The following is a 24222-nucleotide window of genomic DNA, read 5'->3' on the forward strand; positions in this document are numbered from 1 at the left end:
GCCGGCCGCCGTGAGCACCGTCTTCACCATCGACGGCGCGGGATGGAGCGGGTTTCTGCGGTTCATGTGCCGGGGTGTGGTCACCAAGGGCAAGGCCATCCGAGCCGTCAAGTACCCCAACACCTACTTCGAAGGACTGCGTTACGTGCCTGCGGTCACCGCGGTGCAACGCGGTGCACAAGCCCTCGACGACATGCTGACCGCGCACTTTCACGGTCACCCCGAAGCCGACGATGTGCTGGTCTACGCGGTGAGTATGGGGGCGCAGGTTGCCTGCAAGTGGCTGCGCGAGTACGGCCCCACCTCCTCGGTGCCCACCGGCAAGGTGTCGTTTCTGCTGCTGGCAAACCCCGAACAGCCGTTCCACGGCATTTATCGGGCTGACCCCAAGCTGGTCAGGTTCATGACACTGCCCGACTACGGCGGCGTCGGGGTGCCGGCGGACACCCCCTTCGCGGTGACGGATCTGTGCCGCCAGTACGACGGCATGGCTGACTTCCCCAATCGTCCTGCAGCACAGGTCAGTTCACTGGGCGTCCGCAACGCTCTACTGGGGCTTGTGACTGTCCACAACAACTATTTCCGAGTCGACATCAACAGCCCCGACAATCTGCGCACGCACCGCGGCAACATCACCTACGTCTTGTCACCGACCCGCCTGCCGCCGGCCTGCGGCCTGTCCGCGCTGTTCCCCACCCGGCTGAAAAAGCAGCGTCGTAGGATCGAGACCTGCTACGACCGCTCAGCCTGGCACAGGTAGTGCCCGCGCTATTTCCCGGCGGGACTCAGATACAAAGCGCCCCAGACGATTTCGGTCAGCGCGGTGGCGAGTTCGGAATCGTAGTCGGTATCGCGGCCCGGCAGGTTCTGCTGGCACGCCCGCTCCACCATCCAGGTCAGGGCACTGGCCGTGGCGGTGACGGGTAACGCGCGGCGAATGGAGCCGTCGGCCTGGCCGGCTTCGATCACCTGCGCCACCCGCCCGGAGATACCGGTCAGCAACTCCCGATACGTGGCCGCCACCAGCGGGTCATAGCCGGCCATCTCGCTGAGCGCGATCAGCAGCGGTTGGTGCCGTCGATAGCTGGCGATGATCGCGGCCATCGCAGCGCGGACATCGTCGGGATCACGACGCCCGGCCACGCCCCACCAGCGCTCGGCGCTCGCGGCGAGATCGCCGAATACCTGGTCGGCGAGTCGGCGCAGCAGATGGCCCTTGTCCTCGAAATAGATGTAGAAGCTCGCGCGCGACATCCCGGCCTCGGTGGCGAGCCGGTCCACGCTGAGTTCGGTGAAGCTGGCACCGTCGCCCATCAACCGCTCGGTGGCATCCAGCAGGCGGCGCTCGATCTCACCGCGCCGCTCCTGGCGGCTGCTCGGGGGCTTGCGGGTCACAGAAGCCACGGAGCAAAGCTTAGCCGCCCCTGGAACAGCTTGACTAGACATTCTGTCTAGACCTATTGTCTGGATTGCTGACTGTGACCGGCGTCATAAGCCGAGGAGGAGCCATGACAAAACCATCCGCCCCGCTGCGCGGCTACGACCCGATCGACTTGTCGTCCCGCGCGTTCTGGGCAGGTACCGCCGCGGAGCGGGAACGCTCATTCGCGGTGCTGCGTGCCGAGCGACCGGTGAGCTGGCACCCGCCGGTCGAAGACGCCATGCTCAACGATCCGGACGATCACGGCTTTTGGGCCGTCACCCGACATGCCGACATCGTCACGGTGAGCCGCACCAACGAGGTGTTTCTGTCCGGCAAGGGTGTGCAGTTCGAGAACTTTCCCCCGGAGCTGCTGGAAACCACGCAGTCCTTCTTGGCCATGGATCCGCCGCGGCACACCACACTGCGCAAGCTGGCCACCGCGGCGTTCACGCCCCGGCAGGTCCGGCGCATCGAGGACTCGATCACCGCCAGCGCCACGGCCATTGTCGATGAACTCAAGGCCGCCGGCAGCGGGGCCGACTTCGTCGACTACTGCGCCAAGGAACTGCCGCTGCGCACGCTGTCGGACATGATGGGAATTCCGCCTTCCGAGCGGGAACAGGTTGCCCATGCCGCCGACGCGCTGGTATCGGCGGGCGACCCGGTGTTCCTCGCCGGGCGAGACCCGTTGGCGGTGATGGGCGAGAACATCATGTACTTACATCAGGTCGCCGGTGCGCTGGCCGCGCAGCGTCGCGAGCACCCCGGCGACGACTTGTTCAGCAGCCTGGTGAACACCGAAGTCGACGGTGACCGGCTCACCGACGCTGAGGTGTCCGCCTACTTCGTGCTGCTCGCAGTGGCCGGTAACGACACCACCCGCCAGACCACCAGCCACGCCCTCAAGGCGCTCACCGACTTCCCCGAGCAACGGGCCTGGCTGCTGGAGGATTTCGACCACCGCATCGGGACGGCCGTCGAGGAGTTCATTCGCTACGCCACCCCGGTGATGACGTTTCGGCGCACCGCCGCAACCGATTACGAGCTCGGTGGCGAAACCATTCGGGCTGGCGACAAGGTCGCGATGTTCTATGCGTCCGGCAACTGGGACGAGACGGTGTTCGATGAGCCGGCCCGGCTGCTTCTGAGCCGCGATCCCAACCCGCACCTGGGCTTCGGCGGCGGCGGGCAGCATTACTGCCTGGGAACGCATGTGGCGCGAGCTCAGCTGCGCGCCATCTTCGGCCAGTTGCTGCGGCAGCTACCGGGTATCGAGGCCGGCGAGCCGGAGTACGTGGCGGGCAGCTTCATTCACGGCATTCGTGCCATGCCCTGCACGTTCTGATCGAGGGCGGCTCAGGCGGGCACGATCAGACGCGAGACCCCTCATTCTGCATGCAGAAGGGTGCTTTCACGTCTGTTCGGCGGGAGTTGGGTGGCCGGTCCCGAACCGGATCCCGGTGGCGTCTTTGCCGACCGCGGTCAGCACTGCAACAGCGACCAGCACCGGCACCAAAGTGACCGCCAGCGCGAACGGGTAGCCGTGGGAGGCAGCCAGGTGCTCCTGGATCGGCAGGTTGAACGCGGCCAGCAGATTGCCGAGCTGGTAGGTCACCCCCGGGTAGAAGCCGCGGATCGCGTCGGGCGACATCTCGGTCAGGTGCGCCGGGATCACCCCCCAGGCGCCCTGCACGCAGAACTGGATCAGAAACGAGCCCAGGCACAGCATCGCCGCGCTCTGCGACAGCGCGAACAGCGGCACGATCGGCAACCCCATCACCGCGCACCAGATGATCGCGTAGCGACGCCCCAACCGCTGCGACAGCGCACCGAAGATCAGCCCGCCGATGATGCCGCCGATGTTGTAGATCACCGCGATCCATTTGGCCGTCACATGGGACAGGCCCGCGCCATCGGTGGACGTCAGGAAGGTCGGGTAGATGTCCTGGGTGCCGTGGCTCATCCAGTTGAACGCCGTCATCAGCAACACCAGGTAGCAGAACCGGCGGATCACCTTGGCGTCGGTGAACACATCGCGAATCCTGGTGCGGGTCAGCCGCATCCGATTCTGGGTGGCCTGCCACACCTCGGACTCCGACACCCGGTAGCGGATCAGCAGGCTGACCATTGCCGGCAGGATGGAAAGCCCGAACAGCCACCGCCACGACAGTCCCAGCCAATCGGTCACCAGCAGGGAGGCCAGGGTGGCGGCCAGATAGCCGAACAGATAGCCCTCCTGCAGCAGCCCGGAGAAGAAGCCGCGACGCTCGGGTGGGATCTTCTCCATCGCCAGTGCGGCGCCGAGCCCCCATTCGCCGCCCATGCCGATTCCGTAGAGCAGGCGCAGGATCACCAGCACGGTGAAGTTGGGCGCGAACGCGCACAAGAATCCGACCGTCGAGTAGAAGATCACGTCCACCATCAGCGGTATTCGCCGGCCGACCCGGTCGGCCCACAAACCGAACAGCAGCGCCCCCACCGGGCGCATCACCAACGTGGCGGTGGTCAGAAAGGCCACCTCGGTTTTGGTGTGGCCGAAGGTCTTGGCGATGTCGGCGTAGACGAACACCACGATGAAGTAGTCGAAGGCGTCCATCGACCAGCCCAGGACGGCGGCTAGAAACGCGTTGCGCTGATCGGCGTTCAGGCGCTGTTTCACCCGAACATCGTGCCTTATGGCCTCGGCGCCGAGACCGCACCGGTCAGCTCGGCGGCCAACAGCGCCAGCACTGCGGAGCAGCCGCCGTCGATCTTGACCGCGGCCAGCTCATCGCCGCGGGTAGTACCGCGGTTGACGATCGCGACCGGCACACCGCGCGCCGCGGCGTGCCTGACGAAGCGGTAGCCGGAGAACACCGTCAGCGACGAGCCCGCCACCAGCAATGCGTCGGCTTCGTCGACCACCGAATACGCCTGGGCGACACGGTCTTTGGGGACGCTTTCGCCGAAGTAGACGATGTTTGGCTTGAGGATCCCGCCGCAGCGGTGACAATCGACAAAACGGAAGGATGCGGTATCGGTGACGACGGCGTCTGCGTCGGGCGCCACGGCGATACCACCGAGCTTTCCCGCCCGTTCGATAAACCCCGGGTTGAGCTGCTCCAACTGCTCGGCCAGCACTGCGCGGCTCACCGAATTCCCGCAACCCAGACACACCACCGTCGCATAGTTGCCGTGTAGATCGATGACGCGGCGACTCCCGGCTTTGGTGTGCAGCAGGTCGACGTTCTGGGTGATCACCGCGTTCACCACGCGCGCGTCTTCCAGCGCGGCCAGCGCCAGGTGCCCGGGGTTGGGCGCGGTGTCGGCCATGTGGCGCCAGCCCAAGTGGTTGCGGGCCCAGTAGCGTTGCCGAAAAACCGGGTCGCCGGTGAACTGCGCGATCGTCATCGGGTTGCTCGGCGGCGACTCCGGGCCGCGATAGTCCGGGATGCCGGAATCCGTCGAGATGCCGGCACCGGTGAGCACCGCGACCCGCCGGCCCGCCAGCAGCCTCAGCAGGTCGCAGACCGTCGGCTCGGATGCACCCATCCGGCTAGCGTAGGCACTTTTCGGCGGTCGACCGTTCGGTAGCCATGTTGCGGCACATCATCTCCAGCGCCGCGGCGCCCAGTCCGGCGTCGATGTGGGCGACGGCATCGACCGGGATCACCACCGGCAGATGCCGCACGTAGGCGTCCAGGGCGGTGTAGAGGATGCACTGCTCGGTGACCTGCCCGGTCAGGATCAATCGCCGGGTGCCGAGCCGGCCGAGCAAATACTCCAGCGGAGTCGAGTAAAAGGCGCTGTGGCGCACCTTGGTCACCCGCCGATCGCCGGTTGCCGGGACGATGGGGCGCACCAGCTCGGGACGCGCGCCGTGCAGTGCCGAGGTGACGATCTCGGCGAAGCCGGCGGTGAAGTCGCCGTGGTTGTCGTTGACATAGATCAGGTCGACGTCGTCGTCGGCGCGGCTGCGTTCGACCAGGTCGGCCAGCGGTTCGATGATGTTTGCGACGTTGTCGGCCAGTTCTGCTGCGTCGTCATGGCGGTAGGCGTTGAGCATGTCGACGACGACCACGGCGGTATCGCTCATGGCCTAGGTGATACCCGAAAGCTGCATGTTGACACCGTCCTGGGCGACAATGGGGAGCAATGGACTCTACTGGGGACTTCTACAACGCCTACCGGCACGGGTTCGTCCGCGTCGCCGCCTGCACCCACCGCACGACGCTCGCCGACCCGGCCGCCAACGCCGAGTCGGTGTTGCGGTTGGCGCGTGAGTGCCACGACGACGGCGTCGCGCTGGCCGTCTTTCCCGAGCTCACGCTGTCGGGATACTCCATCGACGACATCGTCCAGCAGGACAGCTTGCTCGGCGCCGTCGAGGTGGCACTGCTCGAGGTGGCCGCGGCGTCGACGGAGCTATTGCCGGTGCTGGTGGTGGGGGCGCCACTGCGCTACGCCCATCGCATCTACAACACCGCCGTGGTCATCCATCGCGGGAGCATCCTCGGGGTGGCGCCCAAGTCCTACCTGCCCACCTACCGGGAGTTCTACGAGGGCCGCCAGTTGGCCGCCGGCGCCGATGAGCGCGGACTGATCCGGCTGGGCGGTGCCGAGGTGCCGTTCGGGCCGGACCTGCTGTTCGCCGCGACCGACCTGCCCGGCTTCGTGCTGCACGTCGAGATCTGCGAGGACATGTTCGTGCCCGTGCCGCCCAGCGCCCAGGCCGCCCTGGCCGGCGCGACGGTGTTGGCCAATCTGTCCGGCAGTCCGATCACCGTGGGGCGCGCCGACGACCGCTGCCTGCTGGCCCGGTCGGCGTCGGCGCGCTGCCTGGCCGCCTACGTCTATGCCGCCGCGGGCGAGGGTGAGTCGACCACCGACCTGGCCTGGGACGGTCAGACCATGATCTGGGAGAACGGCACACTGCTCGCTGACAGTGACCGCTTCCCCAGCGGAGCCCGCCGGTCGGTTGCCGATGTCGACCTCGGGCTGCTGCGCTCGGAGCGGCTGCGGATGGGCACCTTTGACGACAACCGCCGCCACCACCGGGATGCCGTGCAGGCCTTCCGGCGGGTGGAGTTCGTTCTGGACCCGCCGGCCGGGAATATCGGGCTGCGACGGGTGGTGGAGCGGTTCCCGTTCGTGCCCTCCAATCCGCAGCGACTGCAACAGGATTGCTACGAGGCCTACAACATCCAGGTGTCCGGTCTCGAGCAGCGGCTGCGGGCGCTGAACTATCCCAAAGTGGTCCTCGGGGTCTCAGGCGGGTTGGACTCGACCCACGCCCTGATCGTCGCCGCCCGGGCCATGGACCGGGAAAACCGGCCGCGCAGTGACATTCTGGCGTTCACCCTGCCCGGCTTCGCCACCGGTGAGCGCACCAAGGCCAACGCGGCCGCGCTGAGCAGGGCGCTGGGAGTGACGTTCGCCGAGATCGACATCCGCGACAGCGCGAAGCTGATGCTGACCGAGCTGGGGCATCCGTTCGCCCGTGGCGAAGCCGTCTACGACGTCACCTTCGAGAATGTGCAGGCCGGCCTGCGCACCGATTACCTGTTCCGGATCGCCAACCAGCGCGGCGGCATCGTGCTGGGCACCGGCGACCTGTCGGAGTTGGCGCTGGGTTGGTCCACCTACGGGGTGGGCGATCAGATGTCGCACTACAACGTCAACGGGGGAGTGCCGAAAACCCTGATCCAGCACCTGATTCGCTGGGTGATCAACTCCGGTGAGTTCGACGCCGAGGTCTGCGCGGTGCTGGCTTCGGTGCTCAATACCGAGATCAGCCCGGAGCTGGTGCCGGCGAGCGACGGTGAGGAGATTCAGCGCAGCGAGGACAAGGTGGGGCCGTACTCGTTACAGGACTTCGCACTGTTTCAGGCACTGCGCCACGGTTTCTCGCCGGCCAAGACCGCGTTCTTGGCTTGGCACGCCTGGCATGACGTGGAAGCCGGATCGTGGCCGCCCGGGTATCCGGCGGACAAGCGGCAGGCCTATTCCCTGGCCGACATCCGGCACTGGCTGAAAGTCTTTGTGCAGCGCTTCTATTCGTTCAGCCAGTTCAAGCGCTCGGCATTGCCGAACGGGCCGAAGGTGTCGCACGGCGGCTCGCTGTCGCCGCGGGGGGAATGGCGGGCGCCGTCGGACATGTCGGCGCGGATCTGGCTCGACGAAATCGAACGGGAGATTCCGCAGGGGTAGGGAGGAGCACCGACGATGGCCGAGATGCGAAGGTTTCCGTTGTCACCGGCGTTGCAGCGGGCCATGGAGTTGCTCAGCGATCCGCCGTCGAATCCTGTGGTCAGCCGGGGCTATCTTGACCTGCTGGGCGGAGAAGCGGACTCCGGCTCGGCGCAGAACACCGGTGCGATCCAGAGACTGTGGGCCTCGCCGTTCGGGTCGATGTTCTACGACAACGCCCAGACGCTGGCGCGGCGACTCCTCGAAGCCTGGCAGCACCCGATCGAGTGGCCGGACATCCCGGCCGGTGGGGTGGCGCTCGATGTCGGCTGCGGTCCGGGCAGCATCACCGCCTCGCTGGCCCGCGCCGTCGGCGCCGACGGCCTGGCGCTGGGTGTCGATGTCTCCGAGCCGATGCTGGCCCGGGCGGTGCGGGTGCAAGCCGGCGCCCAGGCCGGATTCCTGCGCGCGGATGCCCAACAGCTGCCGCTACGCGACAACACCGTCGACGCCGTCGTCTCGATCGCCGTGTTGCAGTTGATCCCCGACCCCATGGCGGCGCTGGGCGAGATGGCCCGGGTGCTCAAGCCCGGGGGGCGGATCGCGCTGATGGTGCCGACGGTCGGCTTGGCATCGCGGATCTGGCAGCTGCCGTTGAAGTCCGGCGTGCGCGTGTTTGGCGACGACGAGATCGCCGACACCCTCGAGGGCTACGGCTTCACCAGTGTGCGGGCCAAGAACTTCGGCACCATCCAGTGGGTGCGGGGCAAGCAGGCGTGACCGCTTTGCTCAGGTGCTGGACATCGAACTGCGGTATTCGGATCGAGCACATCACGTGCAACGTTCGGGTTCGTCGGTGCCCAACGCCGCGCTGATCGCCTCGGCATTCGGGGCGCAATCCCCGGCGCCGGCGACCAACGTAGCCAGTGCCCCGGCCGCACACGCGCGCCGTAACGCGTGGGCGACGCCGCCGGGCCACTCGGCCGCCAGCACGCCGGCGAAGACATCACCGGCGCCGGAGGTGTCGACGGCATCGACCACCGGCGACGGCATCTCGACGGTGCCGCCCGCCCCCGCATAACGGGCACCGCGCGCTCCCAGCGTGACCACCCGGTGCGGTGCCGGGTGGTCGAACTGCGCCGACTCCGTCTGGTTGACCACGGCGACGTCGATCAGGTCGCTCAACTCGCCCAGTTCCAGGTCCGCGCCGATCGGGGAGACATTGACGATCACCGTCGCCCCGGCTGCCCGGGCCAGGCGCGCGGCCGCGGTGGCCGTGTCGATCGGAATCTCCAACTGCACCAGCAGCACCTGCGCGCCGGCGATCAGGGCGCGCTGGCCGGAATCCAAGGCCAGCGAGGCATTCGCGCCCGGTGCCACCACGATGGTGTTCTCCCCGGCCGGGTCCACCGTGATCACCGCCGACCCGCTGGGCCCCGGCACCGTCGGCAGCCCCTCGGTGCCGACACCGTTGCCCTGCAGGTGCCGGCGTAACCGCACGCCGGCGTCGTCGTCGCCCACCGCGCCGACGAACTGCACCCGGGCACCGGCCCGAGCGGCCGCGACCGCCTGGTTGGCGCCCTTGCCGCCGGGGTGGGTGCTCGGTGCCGAGCCGAGCACCGTCTCGCCCGGGGCCGGCAGTGCGGCCACCGTGAACACGGTGTCCAGATTGACGCTGCCCACTACGCACACCCGGGTCGCCATGCTTGCCAGCTTCCCATTCGCGGCCGCGCAACGTCGCAGATCCCCTAGGGTGGGACAGTCCGCCTAATCGAAGGGAGCAGCCGAGTGGGCTCGGCACCGTCGGATATCAGCACGAGCGATGAACGGCGACGCCGGCGCTTGCCGTCCCGGATCAGCATTCAGACCAAGCTGATGCTGATCCTGCTGCTGACCAGCATTGCCTCGGTCGCCGTCGTCGGGTTTGTCGAATTCCAGTACGGCGCAGCCGAATTGCAGCGCGCCGCGACGAGCAAGCTGGTGCAGGCCCGGGAGGCGCAGCGCCGTGCGGTCACCTCGTTGTTCGCCGAGATGACGAACTCGCTGGTCCTTTTCAGCGGGACAGCGACCGCGGCCGACGCGCTCAAGGCGTTCACCGCCGGATTCGACGAACTCGCCCACGCCCCGGTCAGTCCCGAAGAGCAGCGCGCGATCGCGAATTACTACCGCGACCAGTTCGTCACCGAGCTGGCCGAACGGACCGGCGAACAGGCTGACATCGCCGCGCTGTTGCCGACATCGGCCGCGCAGCGCCACCTGCAGGCCCGCTATACCGCCGGCTTCACCGGAGAACCGAAGAAGCCCGACGACACCGGCGACTCCAGTGCGTGGCAGGCGGCAAACGCCCAGTTCGACCGCTTCTTCACCGAGATCGTCAACCGCAACGAATACCTGGACGCGTTGCTGCTCGACACCCGCGGCAATGTGGTCTACAGCGTGAACAAGGGTGTGGACCTGGGCACCAATGTGCTGACCGGCCCCTACCGCGAGTCGAGCCTGCGCGACGCCTACCGCAAAGCGTTGGCGTCCAACGCCGTCAACTTCGTCTGGATCACCGACTATCAGCCGTACCAACCCAATCTGGACGCTCCCACCGCCTGGCTGGTCTCGCCGGTCGGCAACGCCGGCACCGTCGAGGGCGTGATGGCGTTGCCGCTGCCCAGCGCGAAGGTCAACCGGATCATGACCGCCAACCGCGACTGGAAAGCCGCCGGGGTGGGGCACACCACCGAGACCTACCTCGCCGGCCCGGACGAGTTGATGCGCTCGGATTCGCGGCTGTTTCTGGAGGACCCGGAGGCCTATCGCCGCGAAGCGGTGGCCGCGGGCACCGCGGTGGCGACGGTGGAGAAGGCGCTGCGGCTGGGCACCACGACCCTGGTGCAGCCGGTGGACTCGCCGGGACTGCATGCCGCCCAACGCGGCCAGACCGGCACGCTCAATACCGGATACGACTATCTGGGCAACCGCGAGCTGACGGCGTACGCGCCGTTCACGATCCCCAATTCGGAGCTGCAGTGGTCGATCCTGGCGACCCGGGACTACTCCGACGCCTACGCCGGGGTGACGTCGTTCAGCCGGAGGGTGGTGCTGGCCACCACCGCGGTCATCTTCGCCATCTGCGTGCTGGCCATGGTGCTCGCCCGGCTGTTCCTGCGTCCGATCCGGCGGCTGCAGACCGCCGCCCAGCGGATCAGCGCCGGCGACTACAGCGCCGCGGTGTCGACCCGGGCGGCCGATGAGATCGGCGATCTCACCAAGGCGTTCAACGACATGAGCCGCAGCCTGCGGATCAAGGAGGAGTTGCTCACCGAGCAGCGCAAGCAGAACGACGAGCTATTGCTGTCGTTGATGCCCGAGTCGGTGGTGCGGCGCTATCGCGGCGGCGAACAGGCGATCGCGGAGGAACATCACAACGTCAGCGTCGTCTACGCCGAACTGCACGGGATCGACGACCTGTCCGCCGAGGTGTCCGCGAACGAATTGGTGACGATGGTCGACGAGCTGGTCAGGCAGTTCGACGCGGCGGCCGAAGTCGTTGGTGTCGAACGAATCCGCACCATGTACAACGGCTACCTGGCCGGCTGCGGCTTGACCACCCCACGGCTGGACGGCGTGCACCGCATCGTCGAGTTCGCCTGCGAGATGCAGCGCATCGTCGACCGGTTCGACGTCAAAACCGGCCATCGGCTGAACCTGTGGGCCGGCGTCAACACCGGGGAGGTCGTCAGCGGGCTGGTGGGCCGCTCCGGGGTCACCTACGACCTGTGGGGCTCGGCGGTCAACCTCACCTACCAGTTACGTAGGGCCACATCAGAACCCGGCATCTATGTCACCACGGTGGTGCGCGACATGCTCGCCGAGAGCAAGGAGTTCGCTCCGGCCGGCACCGTGCTGATCGGGGACACCGAACAGCAGACCTGGCGCTTGTCGGAGAAATCGTGAACGTCTTCGGGACATGGTTCTACTGGGCGCTCGGTGTCGCGGTCGGGTTGCCTGCGGGCCTGATCCTGTTCACCGAATGGCATGTCGCGCTGGTGCGGCGGGCCAGTTATCTGGCCCGGCCGGTGGCGCTGATCCGCAATTACCTCTTGCCGCTCGGCGCCTTGCTGGTGCTGCTGGTGCCGGTAGCCGGGGTAGCAACTCAGGATCCGACGGTGCGGGTCATCTTCACCGTGTTCGGCTTCATGTTGCTGGTGTTGCTGCTGTCCGGACTCAACGTCACCTTCTTCCAGAGCGCTCCGAAAGGCTCGTGGCGCGGCCGGATCCCGACCATCTTCATCGACGTCGCCCGCTTCCTGCTGATCGGACTGGGCCTGGCGCTGATCCTGTCCCACGTCTGGGGCGCCAAGATCGGCGGACTGTTCACCGCGCTGGGCGTGACGTCGGTGGTCATCGGCTTGATGCTGCAGAATTCGGTCGGCCAGATCGTCTCGGGTCTGTTCATGCTGTTCGAGCAGCCGTTCCGGATCGGCGACTGGCTGTCCACGCCCACGGCGCGCGGCCAGGTCGTCGAGGTGAACTGGCGCGCGGTACACATCAGGACCTCCGACGGGCTGCAGGTCACCCCGAACTCGGTGCTGGCGGGCACCTCGTTCACCAACATCAGCCGCTCCGGTGGGGTGCACCGGGTCTCGGTCACCACCACGTTCGCCGCCGCCGACCCACCCGACCGGGTGTGTTCCTTATTATCGCGGATCGCCGCGGCACTGCCGCTGCGCACCGCCGGGGAGGTGCCCGGCTCGGTGGCGCTGGGCGGTGGCCAATACCGGACCACCATCGCGCTGGACTCCCCGGTCGACGACGGTGCGGCGCAAGCCACCTTCCTGCGGTGGCTCTGGTATGCCGCTCGGCGCGAAGGCCTGCACCTCGACGACGCCGACGATGAGTTCTCGACGCCGGAGCGGGTCGCCGAGGCGCTGCGGACGGTGGTGGCACCCGCGTTGCGGCTGACCGAGGCCGACCAACAAGCCCTGGCGCCGTATGCCACCGTGGTCCGCTACGGCACCGACGAAGCACTCGAACAGGCCGGTCAGGTGCCGGCCGCCATGACCTTCCTGACCGAAGGCAGCGTCCGCATCACCGGCACGGATCCGGCCGTCCCGGACACCACGCTGCGGCACGGCGCGTTCCTGGGCGTCACCACCCTGACCCGAGAAGCCAGCCAGTTCGACGCCTACGCGCTGGAGGAAGTGACCGCGGTGGTGATCGACCGCGACCACATCGAAGACCTGGTGATGGCCAAGCCGCTGCTGTTGCAGGAGTTGGGCCGGATCATCGATCAGCGCCGACGCCCGCACCAGACCGGGGCCGTTTCGCCGGATCTGCCCTTCGCCGATACCCTGGGGCGATGAGCGTCCCTGTGCTTCCCGACCTGCGCCAAGAGGTCCACGACGCCGCCCGCCGAGCCCGGATCGCCTCGCGCGCGTTGACGGCGTTGTCCACCGCGGCCAAGAACAGTGCGCTGAACGCCGCAGCCGATGCACTGCTGGCTCACAGCGATGACATCCTGGCCGCCAATGCCGAAGACCTGGCCGCCGCCCGGGCCGCCGGCACACCCGAGGCCATGCTGGACCGGCTGGTGCTGAACCCCCAGCGGGTCAACGGAATCGCCGCCGGGCTGCGCCAGGTTGCCGGGCTGCCCGATCCGGTCGGCGAGGTGCTGCGCGGCTATACCTTGCCCAACGGGCTGCAGCTGCGCCAGCAGCGGGTGCCGCTCGGCGTGGTGGGAATGGTCTACGAGGGCCGGCCCAACGTCACCGTGGACGCGTTCGGGCTGACGCTGAAGTCCGGCAACGCCGCGCTGCTGCGCGGCAGCTCGTCGGCGGCGCACTCCAACCAAGCCCTGGTCGACGTCCTGCGGGGTGCCCTGACCGCGGAGGATCTGCCGGCCGACGCCGTGCAGCTGCTCTCCGCGGCCGACCGCGCAAGTGTCACCCACCTGATCCAGGCTCGTGGCCTGGTGGATGTGGTCATTCCGCGCGGCGGGGCCGGGTTGATCGAGGCCGTGGTTCGTGATGCGCTGGTGCCGACCATCGAGACCGGCGTCGGCAACTGCCACGTCTACGTCCACGAGTCCGCCGACCTGGCTGTCGCCGAACAGGTGCTACTGAACTCCAAGACCCGGCGGCCCAGCGTCTGCAACGCGGCCGAGACCCTGCTGATCGACAGGTCCATCGCCGAGACGGCGCTGCCCCGGCTGGTGGATGCGCTGACCGCCGCCGGGGTCACGGTGCACAGCGACGCCGCCGAGGACGACCTGCGTCGGGAGTACCTGGCGATGGACATCGCGTGCGCGGTGGTCGACGGGCTCGAGGACGCCATCGAGCACATCAACGAATACGGCACCGGTCACACCGAGGCCATCGTCACCACCAACATGGCCGCCGCTCAGCGGTTCAGTGAGCAGGTCGATGCCGCCGCGGTCATGGTCAATGCCTCGACGGCGTTCACCGACGGCGAGCAGTTCGGTTTCGGCGCCGAGATCGGCATCTCCACCCAGAAACTGCACGCGCGTGGTCCGATGGGCCTGCCGGAGCTGACCTCGACCAAATGGATCGTGTGGGGTGACGGCCACACCCGTCCCGTCTAAGGAGCCGTACCCCGCATGGACCTGCCCGCCACCCCCGCTCAGCACACCTCGCTGTTCACCGATATCGACGACGTCGCCCGCCGACTGGCCGAGACCGGGTATCTGGCCGACACCGCCACCACCACCGCGGTGTTCCTGGCCGACCGGCTGGGCAAGCCGCTGCTGGTGGAGGGACCGGCCGGCGTCGGAAAGACCGAACTGGCCCGCGCCGTGGCCGCCGCCACCGGTGCCGGACTGGTACGGCTGCAGTGCTACGAGGGTGTCGACGAGGCCCGAGCGCTGTATGAGTGGAATCACGCCAAGCAGATCCTGCGCATCCAATCAGGCTCCGGATCCGCTGATTGGGACGCCACCAAGATGGACGTGTTCTCCGAGGAGTTTTTGCTGTCGCGTCCGCTGCTGACCGCGATCCGGCGCACCGATCCCACCGTGCTGCTGGTCGATGAGACCGACAAGGCCGACATCGAGATCGAGGGCTTGCTGCTGGAGGTGCTGAGCGACTTCGCGGTCACCGTCCCCGAACTGGGCACCATCACCGCGACCCGCGCGCCGTTCACCGTGCTGACCTCCAACGCCACCCGGGAGCTGTCCGAGGCGCTCAAGCGCCGTTGCCTGTTCCTGCACATCGACTTCCCCGACCCGGACCTGGAACGGCGCATTCTGTTGTCGCGGGTACCCGAGTTGCCCGAACACCTGGCCGCCGAACTGGTGCGCATCATCGGCGTGCTGCGCGGCATGCAGCTCAAGAAGCTTCCCTCGGTGGCCGAGACCATCGACTGGGGCCGAACGCTGTTGGCGCTGGGCCTGGACACCATCGACGACGCCACCGTGGCCGCCACCCTCGGGGTGGTGCTCAAGCACCAGTCCGACCAGGTGCGCGCATCCGGGGAACTGCGACTGAACTGATGGTCCCCTGATGGTCCGCCGCACCCGTCCGCCGCAGCCGCTGGCCCCGCACGGCATCCCGGGGCACCTGGTGGGCTTCGTCGAAGCCCTACGGGGTCAAGGGATTTCGGTGGGACCATCGGAAACCGTCGACGCCGGGCGGGTGCTGGCCGCACTCGGGCTGGGCGATCGGGAGGTGCTGCGCGAAGGCCTGGCCTGCGCGGTGTTGCGCCGGCCCGACCATCGCGACACCTATGACGCCATGTTCGATCTGTGGTTTCCCGCCGCCCTGGGCGGGCGCACCGTGATCGTCTCCGATGACCCGCAGTCCGCCGACGACGCACCGCTGCCCGAAGACGTCGAGGACATGCGGGAGATGCTGGTCGATCTGCTGACCGACAACCCCGACCTGGCCGATACCGACCCACGGTTGTCGGCGATGATCGCGGCGATCGTCGGGGCCTACGGGCAATACCGCTCCAGCCGCGGCCCCTCCTACTCCGCCTACCAGGCGCTCAAGGCGCTCGCACTCGACGAGCTGGAGGGCAGACTGCTGGCGGGGCTGCTTGCCCCGTACGGCGACGAGCCCAGCCCGACTCAGGAGCAGATCGCCAAGGCTGTTGCGGCGCAGCGGATCGCGCAGCTACGCAAGCTCGTCGACGCTGAGACCAAGCGGCGCACCGCCGAGCAGCTCGGCCGCGAGCACGTGCAGATGTACGGCATCCCGCAACTGTCGGAGAACGTCGAGTTCCTGCGCGCTTCCGGAGAGCAGCTGCGCCAGATGCGACGGGTGGTGGCGCCGCTGGCCCGCACCCTGGCCACCCGGCTGGCCGCCCGTCGGCGACGCTCCCGCGCCGGCACCATCGACCTGCGAAAGACCTTGCGCCGCTCGATGTCCACCGGCGGCGTGCCGATCGACGTGGTGCTGCGCAAGCCGCGCCCGGCCCGGCCCGAGCTGGTGGTGTTGTGTGACGTCTCGGGGTCGGTCGCCGGGTTCAGCCACTTCACTCTGCTGTTGGTACACGCACTGCGCCAACAGTTCTCCCGGGTTCGTGTCTTTGCGTTCATCGACACGACCGACGAGGTGACGCATCTGTTCGGGCCGGAGGCCGACCTGGCGGTGGCCATTCAACGGATCACCCGCGAGTCCGCGGTGTACACCCGCGACGGCCACTCCGACTACGGCCATGCCTTCGGCTCGTTCGTCGAGAAGTACCCGAGTGTGGTGTCCCCGCGCACGGCGCTCCTGGTACTCGGCGACGGCCGCACCAACTACCGCGACCCGGGCACCGACGTGCTGTCGCATCTGGTGACCGCGAGTCGCCATGCGCACTGGCTCAACCCCGAGCCGCGGCACCTGTGGGGCAGCGGTGATTCGGCGGTGCCGCGGTATACCGACGTCATCGCCATGCATGAATGCCGGTCGGCCAAGCAATTGGCCGCGGTCATCGACCAGCTGCTGCCGGTCTGATTCCCTGCTCTGGCAGGCCGCCTGGCAGGCCGTTGGCCCAGCTGGACCAGCCGTATCGCTGCCCACGCTCGCCGAGGCGAGTAAGCGCGGGCGCTTTCCCGGAAAAACTAGGGTAGTGGATTACTCTATGAACCCCCGCGAACACCGAAATAACCTAAGGCTTCTTGGCGAGCTTTACGCATCTGACGGTGGCGATGGCGGCAATGCGGGGGCGGGAGGGCGCCGGAGGCGACGGTGGCGGCATCAGCGCCGTCGCCTCCGGCGGCAACATGGGGCGATGCCCGGAGCCACCAGAACCCGGGAACTAAGAGGCGCGCTGCGGCGGGCCTTTCCAGTGTCCGGGGACCTCAGGCCCGTGGCCGGCCCTCGGCGAACAGCTGGACCAGCTGCTCGCGCCGTTCGATGCCGAGTTTGGCGAACATCCGGTACAGGTGCCCGTCCACGGTGCGTACCGACACGGAGAGTCGATCGGCAATCTGACGGTTGGGAAGCCCGGCGGCCACCAGCATCGCGATCTCGCGTTCACGATCGGTGATCGGCAGGGGCTGAGTCACCGACGCGATGGCCGGCGTGTGGATGTCGCCCTGCTTGGCCAACCACTGCGTTCGCGTCGACGACTCCAACTGCTTGCCGCGTTGACCGCTGCGCGCGTACTCGGCGGATGCCTGGGCCGCCGCATCGGCGGCGAGTGCGAACGCACCCATGGCCGCGAATCGGTCCGAGGTGGTGCTCAACAGATCGGCGTTGTGCTCGGCCAGGCCGCGAGCATGGGCAGCAGCCGCATCGGGCAACGGCGCGTCCAGTGTCTCGGCGAGCTCTGCCAGCCGGTCGGCGTGTGCGCGCTCGCCGAATCGGACCGCGGTGTGCAGCGCCCGCATCTCGACAGCGTGCATCCCGGCGCGCCGGGCGCTCTGCGCGGCTCGCAGCGCGTGCGTTCGGGCATCGGAGGTCTGACCGTGCACCACCCGCTCCCAGGCGCGGGCCAGCTCGAGTTCCGGTAGAAAGGCGGCGATCTGTGCTCCGTAGGCTTTTTCGCAACGCCGCAGTGCGGCCGAGGCGGACATCGCGTTGCCGCGGGCCGCTTCAGCCTCGGCGGTCCAAGCGTTCGCCAGCATCGGCCACAACGGGGGAGCGGCGCCGGACAGCACCGGCGACGAGTCCTGAAACTGCGAACATGCCAAGGGCAATCGGCCGTGCGCCAGGTGTACCAAGCCGTGCAACACACCGGCCATCGCGTCTGGCTCCGGGACACCGGCCGCCATGGTGACATAGCGTTCGGCGGCCAGTTCCGCCTGCTGGTAATCGCCGGCGGTGACGAGTGCCATGACCTCGGCGATGCCGAGACCGAACCGGATCATTCCGGAGTGACTGCGCGTGGCCGCCTGTAATCCCATCCCCGCGATCCCGGCCACCTCACCGAAGCGCCCGACGGTGGCCAGCGCCAGCGCGGTCGGCAGGGCAGCCAGCGCCGTCGCGAACGGCGACACGTCCGCCTCGCAGAACGGTGGTCCGGCCCGAAGCGTCCTGGTGAGGTCGCCGGTGAAGAACGCGAAAGCCACTTCCAGGGCGCGGATGAGGGCCGCACTGGCTTCCGCATGCGCGCGATCCTGCACGCCAGCAAGAATCTGCCGCGCGGAATCGATTTGACCGCAGTTCCAAAACAGGTTCGACGCGCGAACACAACACCACTGGACAATCGCCGCGTTATCGGCGCCGTCGAGGCTGACATCGGTCAGCACCGACTCGGCCTCCTCGCCACGGCCTTGCCACAACAGGGCTTCGCCGAGAACCAGTGCCGCCGGCAAGCCACCGTCGCGGTCAAAGGCGAACCGGGCCAGCTCTTCTGCGTGGGCCAGGTTGGACATGGCCGCCGCCCTCACTGCCGCGCCGATGATCAGCTCGAAGTCGGGCTCCAGGTCGCTGCAGATCATGAATTGGGCCATCCGGATCTTGCCGCGCACGTCCGGCAGCCGCAACCGCCGCCCGCCTCCCCGCAGGTACTTGTCAAAGGCCTTGAACAGCACACCGTTGAGCCGCCGGGAGCGCACCACACCGACACGCTCGAGCACCGCTTCACCGAAGACCGGGTGGGTCACCTGCACCAGCGTGCCGCCGCTGTCCGAAGTCAGGGTAACCAATCGGTGACGTTCCAGGCCGGAGACAGCTTCGGGAGAACAGAGTTCGCGGAACACCTCCCAGTCCAGCAATTCCGCGATCGCCAGAATCTCGAGTGCATCCAGCTCTTCGGGCCGGAGGGTCTGCAGGCGAAACCCGAGCAGAACAGACAATTCGTAGTCGGCGTGCAGAGAACCCTTGAGCTGCCAGCCATACTCGTCTTGCACCAGGACGCCGTCTTCCTGGCCGGCCCGCAGCAGTCCACGCAGATACAGCGGGCTTCCGCCACTTCGGTCGTGCAACCGTTTGATCACTTGCGGGCTGACCACACCACCGAGCACCCGGCGTGCGAGTTCGCCGGTCTGTTCGCGGGTGAACGGGTTGATGTGCATGTTCAACACCAACTGCTCCTTGAGCAGTGCGGTCACCGCGTCGAGCAGCGTTTCGCCTGACCGGATCACCACGATCACCTGGGCCGTGCCTTCGGCCGCCAGCTGGTAGACCAGGGTGGCCGACAACGGGTCGAGCAGTTGAGCGTCATCGACGACGATCACCGGGTTCTGCGTGGCCGCGAGATTCCGGTGCGCCATCGCCAACATCGCTGCCGGCTCGCAGCTCGCATCGACGGTCACCGACCGGGAGAACGCCCCCAGCGGTACGTCACGGCCGGTCTGGGTGCCCAGCACGAACCGGACTGTTCGCCCGGCCGCGGTGAGGCGGGCACCGAGCGCGCGCGCCAGCGTCGATTTGCCGACACCGCTGTCGCCGACCAACGCGACACCCTGTAGTTCGGAATCGGGCCCCAGGGCTGCCATCGCCTTGCGCAGTTCATCATCGCGGCCGACAATCGGCCACGCAGAAGCAGATTCAACCTTGCCGCGCAAAGCCCCCCGTCCTCCCCCCGGACAACTGCGTTGGGCCAAAACCTACGCCGCACGTTCGGGGGGTGTAAATATTTCCACCCGGGAAAAACAAACGTTGACGATCACGTAAATGGGTTCGTCGAACGGTCGGGAAGTTGCTCGGTGAATGCTCGGTCCGGGCGTGGTCAGCGCGCCCGCGCGAATACCAACCAGCGCAACTCGATAGGGCTCTCCTCACGGGAAGTCCGAAACGCGTCGAGCCCGCTCACCCAGTCGGCGTACCAGCTGGTGGGCGGCCAGGCGCCGTCGGGCAGGTGTGTCTTTTCGTAGTCGTATACGGACTCGTCGGCAATGAGCTCAAGGGGCAAGCCCGCTGCGGCGGCCGACATTTCGTCGCGGGTGAACAAGCTCGAGTACACCTGCTGACAGAATTCGCGGGCGGCGTCGTCGGGATGGTAGCCCTCACGCGCCAGGAATGCGTTGAACACCAGCCGCCCGCCGGGAGCCAGGCAGCGGGCGGCGAGTTCGAAAAGACTGCGTACCTGCTGGGTCGATCGGAAATCGGTCAATACCTCCGAAAGCACGATCAGCTGGTAGTCGTGGCGCAGGTCATCAGCGTCGACGAATACGTCCCGCACGATGACGCGCACGTCCAACGAGCACCGGTCGGCCTCGTCTTTCAGCATCTCGGCGAACTTCGGGGTCATCTCCACGACGTCGACCGGGTGCCCGCGGCGGGCCAGTGCCAGGGCGTTGCGCCCGGTGCCGCCACCGATTTCGAGCACGTGATGCGCAGCTGGATCACCGGCCATCTCGGCTTGGGTGGCCAGCTGCCAGACCATGGCATCGGGCTCGGTGCCGAACAGCGGTGGTTCCCGCGTGGCCAGCCAACGCTCGTAGGCCTCGGAGATCGAGCTCCATTCGGCGCGGACCGTGTAGTTCAGCGTGAGGCCGATCGGGGCGTCGTAGGAGATGATGATGTTCGAGCGCGGCGACGCCGAGTAGGCAGCGGCCAGTTGCCCCTCCAACACCCCGCGAAGATGGGCGAGTTCGGCGTCGTTGAAGCGCTTGCCCAGGCCCGCGAACACTGCGTCGCACATCGTCACGTATTCGTCCAGCATGCTGGGGACGGCCGGCAGCACGATCTGCCCACCGATCCGCGCCCGGGTATAGAAACGGCGCAGCATGGCGTCCTTGGCCGCCTGCGCGGGATCAACCGATGTCGACGGCGACTTATCCACAGCCCTCTTCTACACGATCGTGCGGTGCTTTGCCCCCGCAATCGCGCTGACCCGGCGGCGGCCGTCTGCCGACAGCCGTTTCCGCTGGTCCAGTAAGCTGGCGAACCATGCATGACGGGCTACGCAGGCTGGGGGTGATGGGCGGGACGTTTGATCCCATCCACTACGGCCACCTGGTCGCGGCCAGCGAGGTAGCCCATAAATTCGCGTTGGACGAGGTCGTGTTCGTGCCCAGCGGTCAGTCCTGGCAAAAGGATCGACGCGTCTCAGCGGCCGAGGACCGGTACCTGATGACGGTGATCGCCACCGCGTCCAATCCACGCTTTTCGGTGAGCCGGGTCGACATCGACCGCGCCGGCCCCACCTACACCCGCGACACGTTGCGTGACCTGCATGCACTCAACCCGGGTTCCGAACTGTATTTCATCACCGGCGCCGACGCCTTGGCGTCCATATTGACCTGGCAGGGCTGGGAGGAGTTGTTCGACTTGGCACGTTTCGTCGGGGTCAGCCGGCCCGGATTCGAGCTGCGGCACGACCACATCACCGGCGTGCTGGGCGAACTGGAGGAGAACGCGTTGACCCTGGTGGAGATCCCGGCGTTGGCAATCTCGTCGACCGAGTGCCGCCAGCGCGCCGAGCAGCGCCGGCCGCTGTGGTACCTGATGCCCGACGGCGTCGTGCAGTACGTGTCCAAACGCCGGCTCTACCGTGGCGGCGACGGCCCCGGGGCGAAGAAGGCCGTCGGCCAGTCCACCAGCCTGGCCGCCGGGAACAACGCATGACGGCCAGCCCGGAGGCCATCGACATGGCGACGGTGGCCGCGGTGGCCGCCGCCGCAAAGCTGGCCACCGACGTCGTCGTCATCGACGTCTCCGCCCAGCTGGTCATCACCGACTGCTTCGTCATCGCTTCGGCGTCCAACGAACGCCAGGTCAACGCGATCGTCGACGAGGTGGAGGAGAAGATGCGACGGGCCGGGTACAAGCCGGCGCGCCGCGAGGGCACCCGGGAAGGGCGCTGGACACTGCTGGACTACGTCGAGATCGTGGTGCACATTCAGCACCAGGACGAGCGGGACTTCTACGCGCTGGACCGGCTGTGGAAGGACTGCCCGCTGGTGCCGGTCGACCTGGCCGACTCCGACGGCGCGCCGGCGCCGGGGGATGTGTCGTGAGGGTCCGCCGCCTGATCCTCTTGCGGCACGGCCAGACCGAGTTCAACGCTGGTAGCAGGATGCAGGGTCAGCTGGACACCGTGCTGAGCGACCTGGGCCGCGCCCAGGCGGAGGCGGCGGCCGAGGTGCTGCGCAAGCGTCACCCGCTGTTGATCGTGTCTTCGGATCTGTGGCGTGCCTACGACACCGCCACGGTGTTGGCCGAGCACAACGGGCTGCAGGTCCGGGTGGACACTCGCCTGCGCGAAACGCACCTCGGTGATTGGCAAGGCCTGACCCACGAGGAGGTCGACGCCGCGGCGCCCGGCGCCCGGCTGGCCTGGCGTGATGACGCCCGGTGGGCCCCGCACGGTGGGGAGAGCAGAGTGGATGTGGCCGCGCGCAGCGAACCGCTGGTCGCCGAGCTGGTCGCCGGCGAGCCGGCCTGGGGGAGCGGTGACGGCGACCGGCCGGCGGTGCTGGTCGCCCACGGCGGCCTGATCGCTGCCCTAACCGCCGCGTTGCTGCGCCTTCCGGTCGAGAACTGGCCGGTGCTGGGCGGGATGGCCAATGCCAGCTGGACCCAGCTCAGCGGGTACTCCGACGATGACGTGACCGATCTCGCCGGCGTCCGTTGGCGCCTGGACGTCTGGAACGCTTCAGCACAGGTGGCCGGCGATGTCCTCTGAACCGGCGATGTCCTCCGCCCCCCGTCCGACGCTGCTGATCTTCGCCGATTCGCTGTCCTACTACGGGCCCACCGGCGGGCTGCCGGCCGACGACCCGCGGATCTGGCCGAACATCGTTGCAGCGCACCTGGGCTGGGACGTCGAGTTGATCGGACGGATCGGCTGGACCAGCCGGGACGTGTGGTGGGCGGCCACCCAGGATCCACGCGCCTGGGCTGCCCTGCCCCGAGCCGGGGCCGTCATCATCGCCACCAGCGGGATGGATTCGCTGCCCTCGGTGTGGCCGACCGCGCTGCGCGAGTTGATCCGATATGTGCGGCCGCCCCGGCTACGACGCTGGGTGCGTGACGGTTACGGCTGGCTACAGCCCCGACTTTCACCGCGGGCCCGCGCGGCACTGCCGCCGCGCCTGACCGCCGACTATCTCGAAAAGACCAGGGGAGCAATCGATTTCAACCGGCCAGGGATACCGATTGTGGCGTGTCTGCCGTCGGTCCACATCGCCGACACGTATGGTCGTGCCCACCAGGGTCGGGAGCCGACGGTGCAGGCGATCACGCAGTGGGCGCAGCGGCACGACGTTGCGCTGGTCGATCTGAAGCTGGCAGTGGCCGAAGAGGTCATGAGCGGGCGGGCTAACCCCGATGGCATCCATTGGAACTTCGAAGCGCACCGGGCCGTCGCCGAACTGATGCTCAAAGCGCTGGCCGAGGCCGGCGTGCCCGGACAGACGGAATGACCGGCCCGGCCGTCGTCGTGGTGACCGACTCGTCGGCGTGTCTGCCCGCTGAACTGCGTGACCGGTGGGGAATCCGGGTGGTGCCCTTGCACATTCTGCTCGGCGGGGCAGACCTGCGTGACGGCATCGATGACATCCCGGAGGACATCTACGCCCGTGACGGTGTCAGCACGGCCGGCACCAATCCGGAGGAACTGACCGGCGCCTACCGGAACGGGTTGGCGGACAGCGGTGGTGCCGGTGTGGTGGCGATCCACATCTCCTCGGCGCTGTCCGGCACGTTCGGCACTGCCGAGCACGTCTGCGCCCAGATCGGCTCCGGCGTGCGGGTGGTCGACTCGAGGTCGGCGGCGATGGGCACCGGGTTCGTGGCGCTGGCCGCCGCCCGCGCGGCCGCCGGCGGTGCCGACCTCGACGGTGTGGTGGCTGCCGCGGAGGCTGCCGTGCGGCGCTCTCACGCGTATCTGGTGGTGCACCGGCTGGACAACCTGCGGCGCAGCGGCCGGATCGGCAGTGCGGCGGCCTGGCTGGGCACCGCACTGTCCCTCAAGCCGCTGTTGACCGTGGACGACGGGAAACTCGTGCTGGCACAGCGTGTCCGCACCGTCAGCAAGGCCGTCGCCACGATGATCGACCGGGTCTGTGACGTGGTGGGTGATCGCCGGGCCGCGCTGGCCGTGCATCACGTCGCCAATCCGCAAGGGGCCCATGAGGTGGCCGGCGCGCTCGCCGAGCGGTTGCCGGCCTGTGAACCGGCCGTCATCAGCGATCTGGGACCGACGCTGGCGCTGCATGTCGGGGCGGGTGCGGTCGCGGTGTGCGTGGACGTCGATCCCGCGGGGGCCTGAACCCGTTCACTCTGCGCCCAGGGCGGTGCCTT

The 24222-nt window shown here is 67.9% G+C and carries 21 protein-coding genes; 14 read left to right on the plus strand and 7 right to left on the minus strand.

Annotated features, from left to right (window positions below; all coding sequences use genetic code 11):
• The first annotated feature begins 10 nt into the window (after positions 1–10).
• The gene (locus A5694_RS07830; protein ID WP_064921262.1) at positions 11–760 is read left to right on the plus strand and encodes a PE-PPE domain-containing protein; all 750 of its coding nucleotides are present in this window, start codon (positions 11–13) and stop codon (positions 758–760) included.
• A gap of 8 nt (positions 761–768) precedes the next feature.
• Here the strand turns inward: A5694_RS07830 and A5694_RS07835 are convergent, their stop codons facing one another.
• Positions 769–1404 (minus strand): TetR/AcrR family transcriptional regulator, encoded by a 636-nt coding sequence (locus A5694_RS07835; protein ID WP_064921263.1) that lies wholly within the window; start codon positions 1402–1404, stop codon positions 769–771.
• A 104-nt stretch (positions 1405–1508) separates the two neighbouring features.
• Between A5694_RS07835 and A5694_RS07840 the strand changes: the two genes are divergently transcribed.
• On the plus strand, positions 1509–2768 hold the full coding sequence (locus A5694_RS07840) for a cytochrome P450 (RefSeq protein WP_064921264.1): 1260 nt from the start codon (positions 1509–1511) through the stop codon (positions 2766–2768).
• Positions 2769–2834: 66 nt separating this feature from the next.
• Here the strand turns inward: A5694_RS07840 and A5694_RS07845 are convergent, their stop codons facing one another.
• Genes A5694_RS07845 through A5694_RS07855 form a run of 3 tightly spaced genes read right to left on the minus strand, consistent with a single transcriptional unit; the run spans position 2835 to position 5498 of the window.
• Positions 2835–4082: an MFS transporter gene (locus A5694_RS07845; protein WP_109535632.1), complete on the minus strand. Its 1248-nt coding sequence runs from the start codon at positions 4080–4082 to the stop codon at positions 2835–2837.
• Between the two features lie 14 nt (positions 4083–4096).
• The gene (locus A5694_RS07850) at positions 4097–4954 is read right to left on the minus strand and encodes an NAD-dependent protein deacetylase (RefSeq protein ID WP_064921266.1); all 858 of its coding nucleotides are present in this window, start codon (positions 4952–4954) and stop codon (positions 4097–4099) included.
• Positions 4955–4958: 4 nt separating this feature from the next.
• Positions 4959–5498: a cysteine hydrolase family protein gene (locus A5694_RS07855; protein ID WP_064921267.1), complete on the minus strand. Its 540-nt coding sequence runs from the start codon at positions 5496–5498 to the stop codon at positions 4959–4961.
• Positions 5499–5557: 59 nt separating this feature from the next.
• On the opposite strand from A5694_RS07855, the gene A5694_RS07860 reads away from it, so the two are divergent.
• Together A5694_RS07860 and A5694_RS07865 are read left to right on the plus strand one after the other, a co-directional pair.
• Complete coding sequence (locus tag A5694_RS07860; protein ID WP_064921268.1) at positions 5558–7612, plus strand: NAD(+) synthase; 2055 nt, start codon at positions 5558–5560, stop codon at positions 7610–7612.
• A 15-nt stretch (positions 7613–7627) separates the two neighbouring features.
• Entirely contained in the window at positions 7628–8371 is a 744-nt protein-coding gene (locus A5694_RS07865; RefSeq protein ID WP_064921269.1) for a methyltransferase domain-containing protein, read from the plus strand.
• 51 nt (positions 8372–8422) lie between these two features.
• Here A5694_RS07865 and A5694_RS07870 read toward each other — a convergent pair whose 3' ends face one another.
• Positions 8423–9295 (minus strand): ribokinase, encoded by an 873-nt coding sequence (locus A5694_RS07870; RefSeq protein WP_082952571.1) that lies wholly within the window; start codon positions 9293–9295, stop codon positions 8423–8425.
• 66 nt (positions 9296–9361) lie between these two features.
• On the opposite strand from A5694_RS07870, the gene A5694_RS07875 reads away from it, so the two are divergent.
• The 5 genes from A5694_RS07875 to A5694_RS07895 are packed head-to-tail and all read left to right on the plus strand — an operon-like array spanning position 9362 to position 16539.
• Positions 9362–11536, plus strand: a complete 2175-nt coding sequence (locus tag A5694_RS07875; protein WP_428844263.1) for an adenylate/guanylate cyclase domain-containing protein — start codon at positions 9362–9364, stop codon at positions 11534–11536.
• Positions 11533–12945 carry a mechanosensitive ion channel domain-containing protein gene (locus tag A5694_RS07880; protein ID WP_064921272.1) on the plus strand — a complete coding sequence of 471 codons (1413 nt, stop codon included), beginning with the start codon at positions 11533–11535 and terminating at the stop codon, positions 12943–12945. The genes A5694_RS07875 and A5694_RS07880 overlap by 4 nt, the downstream gene beginning before the upstream one ends.
• Positions 12942–14183 (plus strand): glutamate-5-semialdehyde dehydrogenase, encoded by a 1242-nt coding sequence (locus tag A5694_RS07885; protein ID WP_064921273.1) that lies wholly within the window; start codon positions 12942–12944, stop codon positions 14181–14183. Before A5694_RS07880 ends, A5694_RS07885 begins: the two co-directional genes overlap by 4 nt.
• Positions 14184–14198: 15 nt before the next feature.
• Positions 14199–15089 (plus strand): AAA family ATPase, encoded by an 891-nt coding sequence (locus A5694_RS07890; protein WP_064921274.1) that lies wholly within the window; start codon positions 14199–14201, stop codon positions 15087–15089.
• A gap of 7 nt (positions 15090–15096) precedes the next feature.
• Positions 15097–16539: a vWA domain-containing protein gene (locus A5694_RS07895; RefSeq protein ID WP_419179708.1), complete on the plus strand. Its 1443-nt coding sequence runs from the start codon at positions 15097–15099 to the stop codon at positions 16537–16539.
• A gap of 347 nt (positions 16540–16886) precedes the next feature.
• On the opposite strand, the gene A5694_RS07900 is transcribed toward A5694_RS07895, so the two are convergent.
• Positions 16887–19502, minus strand: coding sequence for a LuxR C-terminal-related transcriptional regulator (locus A5694_RS07900; RefSeq protein WP_428844264.1), 2616 nt, complete (start codon positions 19500–19502; stop codon positions 16887–16889).
• 200 nt (positions 19503–19702) lie between these two features.
• Positions 19703–20704, minus strand: a complete 1002-nt coding sequence (locus A5694_RS07905; RefSeq protein WP_109535633.1) for a class I SAM-dependent methyltransferase — start codon at positions 20702–20704, stop codon at positions 19703–19705.
• A 161-nt stretch (positions 20705–20865) separates the two neighbouring features.
• Here A5694_RS07905 and nadD point away from each other — a divergent pair, with 161 nt between their 5' ends.
• Genes nadD through A5694_RS07930 form a run of 5 tightly spaced genes read left to right on the plus strand, consistent with a single transcriptional unit; the run spans position 20866 to position 24190 of the window.
• Positions 20866–21543, plus strand: a complete 678-nt coding sequence (gene nadD, locus A5694_RS07910; RefSeq protein WP_082952572.1) for a nicotinate-nucleotide adenylyltransferase — start codon at positions 20866–20868, stop codon at positions 21541–21543.
• A complete protein-coding gene (gene rsfS, locus A5694_RS07915; protein WP_064921277.1) occupies positions 21540–21935 on the plus strand; it encodes a ribosome silencing factor in 396 nt (131 codons plus the stop codon). Before nadD ends, rsfS begins: the two co-directional genes overlap by 4 nt.
• Positions 21932–22603 (plus strand): glucosyl-3-phosphoglycerate phosphatase, encoded by a 672-nt coding sequence (gpgP, locus tag A5694_RS07920; protein ID WP_064921278.1) that lies wholly within the window; start codon positions 21932–21934, stop codon positions 22601–22603. The genes rsfS and gpgP overlap by 4 nt, the downstream gene beginning before the upstream one ends.
• Positions 22593–23342 (plus strand): diglucosylglycerate octanoyltransferase, encoded by a 750-nt coding sequence (gene octT, locus A5694_RS07925; RefSeq protein ID WP_064921279.1) that lies wholly within the window; start codon positions 22593–22595, stop codon positions 23340–23342. The genes gpgP and octT overlap by 11 nt, the downstream gene beginning before the upstream one ends.
• A complete protein-coding gene (locus A5694_RS07930) occupies positions 23339–24190 on the plus strand; it encodes a DegV family protein (protein WP_064921280.1) in 852 nt (283 codons plus the stop codon). The genes octT and A5694_RS07930 overlap by 4 nt, the downstream gene beginning before the upstream one ends.
• Positions 24191–24222: the final 32 nt, after the last annotated feature.

The organism is Mycolicibacter sinensis, assembly GCF_001667945.1.
Classification (GTDB): Bacteria; Actinomycetota; Actinomycetes; order Mycobacteriales; family Mycobacteriaceae; genus Mycobacterium; species Mycobacterium sinense_B.

Coding starts and splice junctions, on each gene's coding strand:
- A5694_RS07850 (WP_064921266.1), bottom strand. CDS start 4,954: ATGGGTGCATCCGAGCCGACGGTCTGCGACCTGCTGAGGCTGCTGGCG.
- nadD (WP_082952572.1), top strand. CDS start 20,866: ATGCATGACGGGCTACGCAGGCTGGGGGTGATGGGCGGGACGTTTGAT.
- A5694_RS07860 (WP_064921268.1), top strand. CDS start 5,558: ATGGACTCTACTGGGGACTTCTACAACGCCTACCGGCACGGGTTCGTC.
- A5694_RS07855 (WP_064921267.1), bottom strand. CDS start 5,498: ATGAGCGATACCGCCGTGGTCGTCGTCGACATGCTCAACGCCTACCGC.
- A5694_RS07870 (WP_082952571.1), bottom strand. CDS start 9,295: ATGGCGACCCGGGTGTGCGTAGTGGGCAGCGTCAATCTGGACACCGTG.
- A5694_RS07865 (WP_064921269.1), top strand. CDS start 7,628: ATGGCCGAGATGCGAAGGTTTCCGTTGTCACCGGCGTTGCAGCGGGCC.
- A5694_RS07930 (WP_064921280.1), top strand. CDS start 23,339: ATGACCGGCCCGGCCGTCGTCGTGGTGACCGACTCGTCGGCGTGTCTG.
- A5694_RS07890 (WP_064921274.1), top strand. CDS start 14,199: ATGGACCTGCCCGCCACCCCCGCTCAGCACACCTCGCTGTTCACCGAT.
- A5694_RS07840 (WP_064921264.1), top strand. CDS start 1,509: ATGACAAAACCATCCGCCCCGCTGCGCGGCTACGACCCGATCGACTTG.
- octT (WP_064921279.1), top strand. CDS start 22,593: ATGTCCTCTGAACCGGCGATGTCCTCCGCCCCCCGTCCGACGCTGCTG.
- A5694_RS07885 (WP_064921273.1), top strand. CDS start 12,942: ATGAGCGTCCCTGTGCTTCCCGACCTGCGCCAAGAGGTCCACGACGCC.
- rsfS (WP_064921277.1), top strand. CDS start 21,540: ATGACGGCCAGCCCGGAGGCCATCGACATGGCGACGGTGGCCGCGGTG.
- A5694_RS07905 (WP_109535633.1), bottom strand. CDS start 20,704: ATGCTGCGCCGTTTCTATACCCGGGCGCGGATCGGTGGGCAGATCGTG.